This is a genomic window from Seinonella peptonophila, from assembly GCF_900129355.1.
In the GTDB taxonomy this organism is placed as follows: Bacteria; Bacillota; Bacilli; order Thermoactinomycetales; family Thermoactinomycetaceae; genus Seinonella; species Seinonella peptonophila.
This window is the reverse complement of record NZ_FQVL01000005.1, coordinates 148,281-161,091: the sequence shown is the minus strand read 5'-3', so window position 1 is coordinate 161,091 and position 12,811 is coordinate 148,281. Positions and strand designations below refer to the sequence as shown.

13 protein-coding genes are annotated in these 12,811 nt (G+C 40.6%); all 13 read left to right on the top strand.

The annotated features are described in order from the left end of the window. The first annotated feature begins 2 nt into the window (after positions 1 to 2). The 13 genes from BUB71_RS10380 to BUB71_RS10320 all read left to right on the top strand — a co-directional run bounded on the left by BUB71_RS10380 (position 3) and on the right by BUB71_RS10320 (position 12,803). Positions 3 to 1,505, top strand: coding sequence for an NADH-quinone oxidoreductase subunit N (locus BUB71_RS10380; RefSeq protein ID WP_073154773.1), 1,503 nt, complete (start codon positions 3 to 5; stop codon positions 1,503 to 1,505). A 424-nt stretch (positions 1,506 to 1,929) separates the two neighbouring features. Next, the gene (locus BUB71_RS10375) at positions 1,930 to 2,175 is read left to right on the top strand and encodes a DUF1146 domain-containing protein (RefSeq protein WP_073154772.1); all 246 of its coding nucleotides are present in this window, start codon (positions 1,930 to 1,932) and stop codon (positions 2,173 to 2,175) included. A gap of 72 nt (positions 2,176 to 2,247) precedes the next feature. Next, complete coding sequence (locus BUB71_RS10370; RefSeq protein WP_073154771.1) at positions 2,248 to 2,976, top strand: YwmB family TATA-box binding protein; 729 nt, start codon at positions 2,248 to 2,250, stop codon at positions 2,974 to 2,976. Between the two features lie 82 nt (positions 2,977 to 3,058). Then, complete coding sequence (gene murA, locus BUB71_RS10365; protein ID WP_073154770.1) at positions 3,059 to 4,357, top strand: UDP-N-acetylglucosamine 1-carboxyvinyltransferase; 1,299 nt, start codon at positions 3,059 to 3,061, stop codon at positions 4,355 to 4,357. Positions 4,358 to 4,862: 505 nt separating this feature from the next. After that, the gene (locus BUB71_RS10360) at positions 4,863 to 5,603 is read left to right on the top strand and encodes a trypsin-like serine peptidase (RefSeq protein ID WP_084731413.1); all 741 of its coding nucleotides are present in this window, start codon (positions 4,863 to 4,865) and stop codon (positions 5,601 to 5,603) included. A gap of 142 nt (positions 5,604 to 5,745) precedes the next feature. Next, entirely contained in the window at positions 5,746 to 6,738 is a 993-nt protein-coding gene (gene spoIID, locus BUB71_RS10355) for a stage II sporulation protein D (protein WP_245815568.1), read from the top strand. 180 nt (positions 6,739 to 6,918) lie between these two features. After that, entirely contained in the window at positions 6,919 to 7,602 is a 684-nt protein-coding gene (locus BUB71_RS10350) for a M23 family metallopeptidase (RefSeq protein ID WP_073154768.1), read from the top strand. A gap of 136 nt (positions 7,603 to 7,738) precedes the next feature. After that, a complete protein-coding gene (spoIIID, locus tag BUB71_RS10345) occupies positions 7,739 to 8,035 on the top strand; it encodes a sporulation transcriptional regulator SpoIIID (RefSeq protein WP_073154767.1) in 297 nt (98 codons plus the stop codon). 341 nt (positions 8,036 to 8,376) lie between these two features. Continuing rightward, positions 8,377 to 9,273 carry a DNA-directed RNA polymerase subunit beta gene (locus tag BUB71_RS10340; protein ID WP_073154766.1) on the top strand — a complete coding sequence of 299 codons (897 nt, stop codon included), beginning with the start codon at positions 8,377 to 8,379 and terminating at the stop codon, positions 9,271 to 9,273. Positions 9,274 to 9,366: 93 nt separating this feature from the next. Then, on the top strand, positions 9,367 to 9,894 hold the full coding sequence (locus BUB71_RS10335) for a CDP-alcohol phosphatidyltransferase family protein (RefSeq protein ID WP_073154765.1): 528 nt from the start codon (positions 9,367 to 9,369) through the stop codon (positions 9,892 to 9,894). A 71-nt stretch (positions 9,895 to 9,965) separates the two neighbouring features. Beyond that, on the top strand, positions 9,966 to 10,385 hold the full coding sequence (gene fabZ / locus BUB71_RS10330) for a 3-hydroxyacyl-ACP dehydratase FabZ (RefSeq protein ID WP_073154764.1): 420 nt from the start codon (positions 9,966 to 9,968) through the stop codon (positions 10,383 to 10,385). Continuing rightward, complete coding sequence (locus tag BUB71_RS10325; RefSeq protein WP_073154763.1) at positions 10,382 to 11,590, top strand: glycosyltransferase family 4 protein; 1,209 nt, start codon at positions 10,382 to 10,384, stop codon at positions 11,588 to 11,590. The genes fabZ and BUB71_RS10325 overlap by 4 nt, the downstream gene beginning before the upstream one ends. Positions 11,591 to 11,765: 175 nt before the next feature. Next, positions 11,766 to 12,803 carry a Gfo/Idh/MocA family protein gene (locus BUB71_RS10320; protein WP_073154762.1) on the top strand — a complete coding sequence of 346 codons (1,038 nt, stop codon included), beginning with the start codon at positions 11,766 to 11,768 and terminating at the stop codon, positions 12,801 to 12,803. Positions 12,804 to 12,811 lie beyond the last annotated feature (8 nt).

Genomic DNA, 12,811 nt, shown 5'->3' with positions numbered 1-12,811 from the left:
CGATGGAGACATTTTTAAAATTTGGCTATTTATTACTGCCTGAAGCGATTATCATCGGTTCAATTGTTCTACTCATGTTGCTTGATTTATTCATTCCTGCCAAGCGATCGAGACGATTTTTTGGATGGCTAGCTCTGCTAGCAGGTCTTGGAGCATCTGTGGCTCTTATTTGGGTGTGGATCATCTGGAAGACTCATCTAGATGGAAGACCCATTCAATATTTCGATTCTGCTTATTTATTCGATGCGGTAAGTTTGATTTTAAAACTTTTTATTCTGCTAAGTCTCATTTTTGTTTTCTTGCTTTCATTAGGAAACAAACAAAATTCAACAGGTAACTCATATCAGGCTGAATATTATTATTTGATGCTTGTTGCGTTACTTGGGGCATGGGTATTAGTCTCTTCTGCTGACCTGATCACGCTTTTTGTCGGATTAGAATTATTAAGCTTAGCTTCTTATATTCTCGTCGGAATACGTAAAGAAGATCAGAATGCTGTAGAAGCTGCCTGGAAATATGTGGTCTTGGGAGGTGTCGCTTCTGCCTTTATTCTTTATGGAATGTCATTTCTTTATGGCATGACAGGGAATACAAATTTGATGGAAATCTACAATTCGTTACAATTATCTGTTCAACCTGAAGCGATTCTCTATATCTATCTCTCTTTCTTTCTGATGCTATTTGGATTTGGATTTAAGATTTCTGCTGCCCCTTTCCATACCTGGGTTGCTGATGTGTATCAAGGTACGACAAGTGCAATGGCAGCTTTCTTAGCCACAATTACCAAAGTAGCTATTTTTGGCTTTATTGTTCGTCTGCTATTACTCAGCTACCTTCCTTTGTTCTATCGAAACAATTGGAATCACTATTTAGAATGGGCGTTGATGGGAATTGCTATTTTGTCCATGATTGTAGGAAATGTATTAGCTCTGCGCCAGACCGAAGCAAAACGTCTAATGGCTTATTCGGGCATCGCGCAGATTGGCTATATTTTAGTTCCACTTACCTTGATCACTTTAACGCAAGGCATGTTGTTTTTCCGAGTCACCTTTTTCTACTTCTTTGCCTATATCCTCATGGTAGCAGGCGCATTTGCCGTTATTTCACAGGTAACGGCACAAGCTGGAACGGGAGAGATTCGTGCTTTTGCCGGTCTTTATCGACGTAATCCTTTGCTTGCATTTGCGATGTCTATTTTCTTAATCTCCTTGGCAGGCTTTCCGCTCACAGCGGGTTTTATCGGGAAATTTTTTCTCTTAACCAATGCTTTTATGACTAAAAAGGGAATCTTGCTGGGCGTCGTAATGATTCTGACCACGATTCTCTCCTATTTTTACTACTTCCGCTTTGTCAGACAAATGTACTTTCGTCAGCCAGATCAACCAGAGAGGATTGCCATTCCTTGGACATTGCGCATTGCGATCACAATTAGCCTTGTTGGAACCATAGCATTGGCGCTCTTGCCACAATTGCTTCTACAATTGCTACAAAGCCTTGGATTGTAATGTAGAAAAAGAAAAACACATTGCGATCAAAAGAAGTGACAAGCTAGGCTTTTTTAGAAGAGATATAAATCGTAATGATGGTAATGGTAACTTGTAGCTTAAGGAGTCGTATAATTGAGTGGACAAAGCCGTTTGATCTACTCATGATCAGGCGAAGCGTGAAAAGATTGACGGAATCACTACTTTGTCTACAAGCTGAAGCCTCATAAGAGGCTTTTTTTTTTTGAACATGATATAATCGAAAGGTATTTAGCTAGGCAGGGAACCTCCCATATTTAGTTTGTTGGTGAACGAGCAAGAGCAGCATTGTAGTTGACATCGTCGTTTACATACAATGCATCAACAACAAATCGACTCCCAGTAGTCTCTAGCAGTTATCCCTTTCCTATTCATGGGGGTTGAACCTGTTTTTAAAGAGGTGCATATGATGGAGGGAACGACGGCGTTTGGAGTCAACGCACTAATCAATCTTTTCCTTTCTCTGATCTGTATTGTGGTTAGCTGGCGTATCTTGATGTTTGTTCGAATTGAAGAGTTACTCCGTGTTAAGCGCCCAGGTTATGCGAAAGCACTGATGATATTATTATCGGTCGTAATGGGTCATATGTTAGCTAATTTCTTTATCGATTATTTGAGTTGGACGCGTCAGATTAGCCAGATGTTTTTATAACTTTCAGTATATTCATCTCTCCTTTTGTGCAAGATATTGAGAAAGAGTTTCGAATAAAGAGGAGAGAGTGTTATGAAAAGTAGTCAACTGATCAAGCTTAGTTTGTTATTCCTATTCAGTCTTTGCTTAATGGGAACTGCCAATGGACCTGGGCTAGAACAAGCAATGAAAACGGTTTTTCAACAACTTCGAATTACGCCATCATTTTATGTTGTGCATCATGGTGGACGTACTGAGAGTTTATGGCGTCGCTCTGAAATTGATCAGTTGGCCCGCTATCTAGCACATGAGCTTCATCTAGCTGAGCCTATGAGAAGTAGTCATGCACAGAATATAGAATTTTCAAGCTCAGGCTTCTGGCGTCCATTGGGAATGATCGATTTGAAAGTTAGTAATTTAGAACCAGGACGGACTTGGACGCGCCCTTATCTCTCAATTCGAATTACCGGAAAAGGGGAAAGATGGGAAGAATCTTTTTTCACGAGCCGAAAAGTAATAGAACGGATTCTGACCGAACTTAAAATTCAGCCACAAATTGATTTATCAGTACAAGGCACCAAAAAGAATGTAGTAAACGGGCAGCAGTATGTCGCTGAAGCACAACGATTGCTTCATGCTAGAGAAGTGGAGGGAATCCAGACGGATTCATTTCTCAGCCAGTCAGGGTACACTCCTTTTTCAACACGGAGCTTAAAGACAAGAGGCGGTTGGATGAACGTACAGATTGCTTCTAGAATCGCACCTGACCAGAAACGACTTATTTTTACGATTGGATCACCTATTATCACAATTGAGTACTAGATTGTATGAATTCATTTCTAAAAAAGTTTACTAGAAAAACATATGGGTTTTACAAAATTATACGATTTTGGAGGGAAGAGATTTGGAGAAAATTATCGTTCGAGGTGGGGCAAAGCTAAAAGGTAGAGTAAAGGTTCATGGTGCAAAGAATGCTGTCCTACCCCTGATCGCTGCATCAATTCTCGCTTCTCGAGGTGAGATACAAATTTATGATGTTCCCATGCTAGAGGATGTCAAGACGATTACTAAATTATTGCAAAGCTTAGGTATATCAGTAGATTTAAGTGAAGACCGCGTCAAAATCAACGCTGAAAAGCTTCATTCTACAACAGCACCTTATGAATTAGTACGTAAGATGAGAGCTTCTTTTGTAGTCATGGGACCACTATTGGCTCGAAAAAAACATGCTCGCATCCCGCTTCCTGGTGGTTGCAATATTGGTAGTCGTCCCATTGATCAACATCTAAAAGGTCTCGAAGCATTGGGAGCAACTTTTGATATCCAAGAAGGTCATATCGAAGGATATGTTCATGGACGGCTCAAAGGAGCGCGTATCTACCTTGACTTCCCTAGTGTTGGTGCAACCCAAAATATTATGATGGCCGCTGTGCTTGCTGAAGGACGAACAGTCATTGAAAATGCGGCATGTGAACCTGAAATTGTAGATTTAGCAAACTTTTTAAATGTTTTAGGTGCCAAAGTCGTAGGTGCTGGAACAGACGAAATACGCATAGAGGGTGTTGATTTCCTCCGTGGTGCAGACTATACAGTGATCCCTGATCGCATAGAAGCAGGTACGTACCTTGTTGCTGCTGCTATTTCTGGTGGAGACGTATTTGTAGAAGGAGCGATCTCAGATCATCTCAATCCACTCATTGCAAAGTTACGTGAGATGGGCGTACATGTGGTGGAGGGTGAAAATGGCATTCGTGCCCGAGCTGATGAACCGATCAAAGCGGCAGATGTGAAAACATTGCCTTATCCAGGGTTTCCAACTGATATGCAGTCACAGATGATGGCATTACAGCTAGCTGCCGAGGGTACAAGCGTGATGACAGAAACCGTGTTTGAGAACCGTTTTATGCATGTTGAAGAGATGAAACGGATGGGAGCGCAAATCAAGATTGATGGGCGAACTGCTATTATCAAAGGTGGTGTACCATTGTCTGGGGCGCAAGTGAAATCAACTGATCTTCGCGCAGGCGCTGCATTGATTTTAGCTGGTCTCATCGCTTCAGGAGAAACAGAGGTGACCGAACTTCAACATGTTGACCGTGGCTATGTGGATATCGTTGGGAAACTTCGGTCATTAGGCGCTGATATCGAACGTGTAAAGATAGAAGAAGAAGAATTACCTATTCAAGAACATTCTTATGCATAATATGATGATGTAGCTTAAACAGAATGGAAACATGTGAAATGAGATGACTCATTTAGAGTCATCTCAGATTGAAGAAGAACTTACATTTTGGTCTAAAGTCAAATGAAAATAGAACATGTTCAAGAAGGAGATGGTTTGCAATGTAGCCAACTTTCAGGCGCTACCAAGCTATGACTGTGTAGCGAAGAATAGGCGGTAGTACTGTTTGAAGGCGATAGCCGAGTTGATACCGCCCTGAGCGATCAGTCGTGGCGCCTTGTTTACTTCTGTGCAGCCTGAACTGGAGGCGAAATGCAAACCTGGACTCCCAAAAATGAAAGTGACTTATACTTTGTCTACAAATTGAGATGACTCATTTAGAGTCATCTTTTTTCGTTTCGGTTGTACGTTTATGTTATGCTAGGGTTGAAAAAACTCTCTTTGTGTTGATCAAAGATGCCCTTGTAAGAGGCAACCGCATAACAAGTGTCGGAGCTGCCTTTAGGCGGCCATTTGAAGGAATTTCGTGAAGCACACTATATCCTGTGCAGTTTCGTTCCTTTTGACAGCACTACTGGCAGTTTTCATCTGGCAAGAACGGGCAATTCACTTTATCCCGGCCATTCAAAGCACAGACCACCGAGTGCTGGTGAAGCAGACCGATCAAGATCCTTACACATCGATTGTACCGCTAACAATTGAAAAGAGGAGCACGACAGAAGAAGACAATCAGAAGTATCTATGTACAGGCTTTGTCATCGCATCAAAAGTGATCGCAACAGCTGGACATTGCTTGAAGAATGCGCTCTCTATCAGTTTGCCTTCCGGTCAACAAGAAGGTGAAGTCATACATGCTTCAAAGTTTGCACAAAGCGCTACAGGTCAGGACTATGGTGTCATATTTCTAAGTCAACCGCTGAATCAGAAACCGTTCGAGCTAGCGCAGTTTGAACAAGATGCTCCGCCTTCGCTCACAGCAGGGTTTCCAGGTGATAAACCTGCCGATACGATGTGGCAGGCACATTATACTTATTTCTTTTTTGCGAAGAAGATTGACCGCCTGGTTGCTCCTGGAGTTGCGATTGGTGGCCAATCTGGTTCTCCGTTTTTCAGAGAACAAAAAAATAACAGATTTGTTGCAAGCGCAATACTCGTTGAGTCATCGTGTCACAAAAACCAAACGTGTCCGAAAGGAACAAGTTTCTTCCTTCGATTTACAGCTTCCGTAGTACAAGAATTTCAGCATTGGATCACTCAGAGCGAGTAAAGCTTATCAACGCGTCCCCCAGCTAGAAAATTGCTGGGGGCGCTTTTTTGGTTGAATAATAGATCGACCTGCAAATCAGTTCTATCGTTTCTCTCTTTTCATATACTCCTACTATGTGAATGAGTGGTAGGAGGAGGATTGTGTGCGGATCAGTTGGTTCGGATGGATGATCGGATTGATGCTCTGTTTTTTTTTGGTGCCTACATTATTGGTTAACTGGACAACCCCAGCTATTTGGCAGAAGGCAGAACCCGTCATTGCACAACAAGCGCAGCAAAAAGTGAAGGTTTATTTAGTAGATGAACATCGGACAATCACTCTTCCGTTGGAACAGTATGTAGCAGGAGTTGTCGCAGCGGAAATGCCAATAGAATTTGCTTTTGAAGCATTAAAAGCCCAAGCTTTGACAGCAAGAACTTATATAGCGAAACGTTTGGAAGAAGATCGCTCTGATATGCGCCGTTGGGGAGCGGATGCCGCTGAGGCAATGGTTACAGATACTGTGCAGCATCAGGCTTACATAACGGAGCAAAAACTGCGATCAAAATGGGGAAATCACTTTAGAGAAAATTGGAATAAAGTGAGAAAGGCAGTAACAGAAACAGAAGGGCAGATTATTGCATATCGCGATAAACCAATCTATGCCGCTTTTTTTTCCACGAGCAATGGTTATACCGAAAATGCAGAAGATTATTTTTCTAATGCATATCCATATCTACGCAGTGTCCCTTCTCCTTGGGATCGCCAATCACCTAAGTATCGACATTTAACACGAACGACCATCCAACAAATGATTCATAAGCTAGAAGCGAAAACAGGACGGAAAATCAGTCTGTCTGCTTCAAAGATGACCCCAATTGCTCAGATTCAAGCGCTAACAGCCGGGAAACGGGTAGCAAGAATGAAGATAGGCGATCAAACTTTTACAGGTCGGGAAGTACGCGATGCATTACAGTTGCCTTCCAGCGACTTTACTTGCTGGCGTCGGGGAAAGCAGGTTTGGATTTTATCGCATGGATATGGACATGGAGTCGGGATGAGCCAATGGGGTGCAAACTATATGGCTGAACAAGGAAATACGGCTGCACAGATTATTGCTCATTACTATCCAGGTGTACAGATAAAAGGATTATAAATCTGAAAATATCAGACTGAAGAGAAACTTATCTTTTGGTTAAAAGTGTAATCTAAATAAAAACATGCTGTGATTTTACAAAATGGAATATTCCATCCATTTTGAGATGAATAAAATATTCCTCACCTCGGGTATAAAAGGACGAATCACTGACCAGAATGGTTCCTGAGGTGATAGGATATGAAGCACGAGCAAGAAAACGCAAAAAATCAAGCACCTTCGTTTGCACAAGCAAAACGTAGACTCCGATGGAAGCGTTTATTTGCAAGAAAGTGGTTTTTACCGGCCGTTTATCTTTCAATCGTCGCTTTGATTGTTGCTGTGACTTGGTGGTATCAAGGGTATCAAATGCGTGATGTTCATAAACATCAATCAACAATGGATACATTACTACATGAAGAAGAAACAGATCGCGATATCATGGGCATGCCTGTGATGACAAGTTCTATGGCAGTCAAAACAAAAGACTTCTACCAAGAGCAAGCATCCAAGCAGGATCGTGAGTCGGCACTTGTAAAATATGCAAATACATTTTGGCCCCATTCTGGTATTGATTTTGCCCGAAAAGATGGAGAAGTGTTTACAGTCATCGCTGCATTAGATGGTGTCGTTCGCCGGGTGGAGGATAACCCGGTGGTAGGTAAACAGATCGAGATTGAACATGATAACGGTATGGTCACTGTTTATCAGAGCCTGGGAGAAGTCAGCGTAAAAGCAGGACAGGTGATCAAAAAAGGGGACCAGATTGGTACAGCCGGACAAAACCAATTTGAAAAAGAGAATGGAAACCATATTCACTTTGAGGTGCTAAAAGAGAAAAAACATCTAAATCCAGAACAATATTTATCACAAGCAAGTAAATAAACATATAATCGGACATCGCTTTGCTAAGCGGTGTCTTTTTTATGTTCTTTTCACGATTCTAGGCTCGTACAAAGCGAATAACCATCAAAAATGCTCATATAATGTAGCAATTGTCATAAGGAAAGGAGAGAACTCAGTGCATGATTACATAAAAGAACGTACGATAAAGATTGGGCATTATTTTGTGGAAACGCAAAATACAGTCCGATCGATTGCAAAAGAATTTGGGGTTTCTAAAAGTACTGTTCATAAGGATTTAACAGAACGCTTACCCGAAATCAACCCCGAATTAGCGAATCGGGTAAAAGAGATTTTAGAATATCATAAGTCGATTCGACATTTGCGTGGTGGAGAGGCAACCAAAATCAAATATAGACGACGAGCAAAATTAAAAGAATCTTATAAGCAAAGAGTAAATACGTTAAAAGTGTAGATGTGGCAAAAGATAGGCTGCACCGGTAACCAATTGATTTATTTTGCTCTCATTCTATTTGTATTGATCATCCTTATACCTCCGGTGCATCTTTGTATGCTATAATAAAATCTATGCATAATGAGCATGTTGATTGTTATTGATTATAGAGTGAATAAAGAGAATGCTTGATTTCTCATCATCATATATAATGTTCATGGTAATCTCCAATCTCATGCAAAATGCAGAGTTGGTTTGAATTTCATCCCATTGTAGACTTGTGCTACTGGTTGGGATATATTCTATTTATAGATTTGGACAAGTTATTTATCTATAAACGTGATTGATGAGAGGAATGTTCAATGAATCAAAAGGGGAAAGAAAATCTTTCAAAAACAGATAAGAAAGAAAAAGAAGAGACATTTGTCCCAAATGGGGAATTAAAATGGAGCAAAGAGGATGAATTCTCACAGAAAGCAGAAAAAGAAGATCTGAAGGCGGAATCAAAAACGGAAGCACAAGATCAAGACCCAGATGCAAAACATAATGATAAGAATATAGTTGATACCAAAAAAGAGAAGAAAAATAAAGCAAAGAATCGCAAAAATAAGGATAAGAAAAAGCTATCTCAAAAAAATGGTTTAAATGAAACTAGAAAAGCAAAAGCTAGAGAGAGAGCAAAAGAAAAAGAGACTGAATCAGGAGCTAAAGAATCCAAAAAAGATTATTCCATTGAGGATACTTTAGGTCCAATAGAGTTCAAAGAATACTCGTTGAAATCGAATGAAGAGGTAAAACAGTCAACGGAAAAAGGAAAAAAGAACCAAGAGAAAACGACGGATTTAGGGCAAGGTAATCAAGACTTAGAAAAGACAAAGATTCATAAGAAAAAGCCAAAGAAACCTGTAAAGGAAGCTGAAAAGAAGGTAAATAAGAAAGATCAACCAGTAGTACAAGATACAAGCACATCTTTTGTATTTTCAAAGTCTAAAAAAGATGATAAGCCTTCAACAGCAGCTGAAAATGAAGACCAAATGAAAAAGAAGCGAACCCGTGAGTCGATTGATCCAAAAAAGAAAAAAGAAGAGCGTCCTTTTTGGAGTTGGAGCGCAAAGATCGTCTGGTTACCAGTTGCTCTGATTGTCGCTTTGATCATTGGATTAATAGTCGGTCATACTATAATCGGGGATCAACCGGTTGGAGACATTTTTAATTTCAACGTGTGGATTCATTTGTATAAACTTATATTTACAAAATAGATCCCGTCTCACAGAGTTTCCTGCGAGAGACGGGGTCTTTCATGTGAACGAACTGAGAGACATCAGTTGATCCTGTCAGAGGAGGTATTATTCATGAATCTACCCAATTTACTCACAATCATTCGATTTATACTTGTACCCGTGTACTGGGGAGTCTTTTTTTCTGAAATTCCAGGGAGAGTCTATTGGTCATTGGGGATTGTCTTGCTGGCTGGATTAACAGATGTAGTGGATGGATATATCGCACGAAAACATAAACAAGTGACTCAGCTAGGGATTATGTTAGATCCATTAGCCGATAAATGTATGTTAATCGCTGTCTTTCTATCATTATTATTATCAGGTGTGATTGGAATCTCTGCAGCGATTGCGATTTTAATTCGCGAGTTAGCGATGATTATCTTTTCCGCCATCTTTCATTTTCGTGGCAAAAAAACCGTTCCAGCGAATTTGCTGGGAAAGTTAACGACAGTATTATTTTATGTTGTCTTATTCATGTTAATGCTTCATTTACCTGCTGCACAGCATTTACTTTGGGTTGTGATCGGGCTCTCCTATCTAGCTTCACTCATTTACATTTCTCAGTTTCGTTCCCTAAATCGTTCATCTCATGCAAAGTAGGAAAAACAACTTTGAAACAATTGTATGCTTTTCGCTATAATGGATTCATATTTGAATGAGGAGGCAAAAGCATGGATATTCAAGAAATACAGAAAATAATCCCACATCGTCCCCCTTTTTTACTAGTAGATAAAATGTTAGAAGTAGAACCTGGAAAACGAGCCGTTGGGATTAAAAATGTTACCATAAATGAACCTTTTTTCCCTGGGCATTTTCCAGACTATCCCGTGATGCCTGGTGTGTTAATTGTTGAAGCATTAGCACAGGTGGGTGGGGTTGCTGTTTTAAGTATGGAAAAATATCGTGGAAAACTAGTTTTCTTTGCGGGAATCGATAAAGTGCGTTTTCGCAAGCAAGTCGTACCTGGTGATGTGTTAACATTAGAAGTTGAGATGACCCGTTTGGCAGGTAAAATTGGTAAAGGAACAGCAATCGCCAAAGTAGAGGATCAAGTAGCGGTGCAAGGAGAGTTGATGTTTGCTATTTCGTGAATGTTTCGAAAGGGTGGTTTAAACTGCGGGTTCTTGTTGTTTCACATATGTATCCCAATTTGGTGAATCCACAAGCAGGAATTTTTGTACATAATCAATGTAAAGCCTTACAATCTATTGGGATTGAAGTAAAAGTAATTTCACCAACCCCTTCGTTTCCTGGTTACCCAAAGTGGCGAGGTTACAAAGCGATGAAAGAAGTAACGGAATATGAAGGAATATCTGTCACTTATGTGCCAACTCGTATGTTTCCAAAAGGATTTTTCTTTGGTTCCTACAGTCATTTTTACCAGCAGGCATTAAAGCCAATTCTCGCTCAGACGAAGGCTGATTGTATTCATGCACATACACTTTTTCCCGATGGTCACGCAATCGTTCGATTGGCGAATGAGCAATCTCTACCAGTAGTCGTTACGGCTCATGGTTCAGATGTGATGTTGTACCCAAATCGGAATCCACGGGTAAAGTTGAAAACAATTGAAACACTAGAACAAAGCGATCAAGTGATTACAGTTAGCCATCGCTTGGAAAAGGTTGCAAGGTCTTTTGCCGAAACAGCAAAGCTAAAAACGATCTATAATGGTTTTTCTGCAAATCAGTTTTCCCCTGGAGATCGTCAAGAGGCTCGTAAGGAGTTAGGATTATCCCTTGATCAAGGAAATTTGCTCTTTATCGGAAATCTATATCCTGTAAAAGGAGTTTCGGATCTATTACAAGCGTTTCGGCAAGCTGCGAGTAAGGCGCCTGATCTTCAGCTACATTTAGTGGGTGATGGTCCATTGCGCGCTTCGCTTGAAGCCGAGACAAAGCGCTTACAACTCGAACATCGGGTTACATTTCATGGTCGGCAGCCGTATGAAAAGATGGTTACTTGGATGAGAAGTGCAGATGCGATTGTATTATCTAGTTTAAGTGAAGGGCTTCCTTCAGTGCTGTTGGAAAGCATGGCTTGTGGGATTCCGATGATTGCAACAGATGTTGGAGGTATTGCAGAAATCCTTCAGAATGGTAAAACGGGGTCACTGGTTCCCCCACAAGACGTGACCAAGTTGGCTAAAGTGATAGAGCAATGGTTTACGACTGATGAATCATTGCGAAAACAGTATGGAGAAGCAGCATATCAAGCATCCTATCAATATACATGGGAAAGTAATGCTACACAAATGTTTGATGTTTATAAAGAAGTAATTGCTCAAAAGAAATAAAGTTGATCTTTTTTTGGACAGGGATACCCAAAAGATTTCAATTATGTTACAGTGAAAAGTAGTTTGTAAAATTACTGTAATATAAATGAATTGAATTTGTATAAATAACTGTAGATGACTGATTTTGGGTAACTAAATCCTTATGGCAAACAACAGGTTGGAAAGGAGCATGAACATGATTGGTTATGCCATCGTGGGCTGTGGTCATATTGCCAAAAAGCATGTTGCTGCATTACAAGCTGTAAAAGATGCGAAATTAGTTGCGGTATGTGATACAGACCCAGTGCGATTAGAGGATTTTGTAAATGATGAGGTAAAAGGTTATACATCTCTTGATGAATTATTAAAAGACCCACAGGTTGAGGTCGTATCGATCTGTACACCAACTGGTCTTCATCCAAAGCTGACCATTCAGGCAGCAGAAGCAGGAAAGCATGTACTGGTAGAAAAACCAATGGCATTATCTTTAGAAGATGCCGATCAAATGATAGATGTTTGTGAGAAAAATCACGTAAAACTGGCAGTTGTTCACCCCAACCGTTTTCGCCCTGCGATTGCAATGATGCATAAACGCTTAGAAGAGGGCGCTTTTGGTAAGTTGAGCCATGCAAATGCAACTGTGCGTTGGAATCGAAATCAAGCCTATTATGATCAAGCTGCATGGCGTGGAACAAAAGCGATGGATGGCGGAGTTTTGATGAATCAAGCGATTCATAACATGGATCTACTATTGTGGATGATGGGAGAAGCAGAAGAAGTGAGTACCTACTCTGCAACTCGCTTACGTAATATTGAGACAGAAGATGTCTCAGTATCGGTTATTCGCTTTAAAAATGGAGCGTTGGGCGTGTTAGAGGCAGCCGTTACGCTTTACCCTCGGAATCTAGAAGAATCGTTAAGTATTTTTGGTGAGCAAGGAACTGCAATCATCGGTGGACCTACGGCAAACTGGATTAAGGAATGGAAATTTGCTGATCTATCTGAGCAAGAGGCTGCCGTTTATAAAGAACAGATTGAAGCTGATCCATTTGGTGTATCCGGCCATCAATGCATGATTGAGGATTTAACTGAAGCGATTCAAGAAAATCGTACACCTCTGGTCTCGGGAGTAGAGGGGCGCGAAGTGTTGAAATTAGTTTTAGCATGTCAAAGATCAGCAGATACGGGCAACAGAATTAAGTTGGAAGAGCTAGAGAAAAATATAACAATATAAGGGAGATA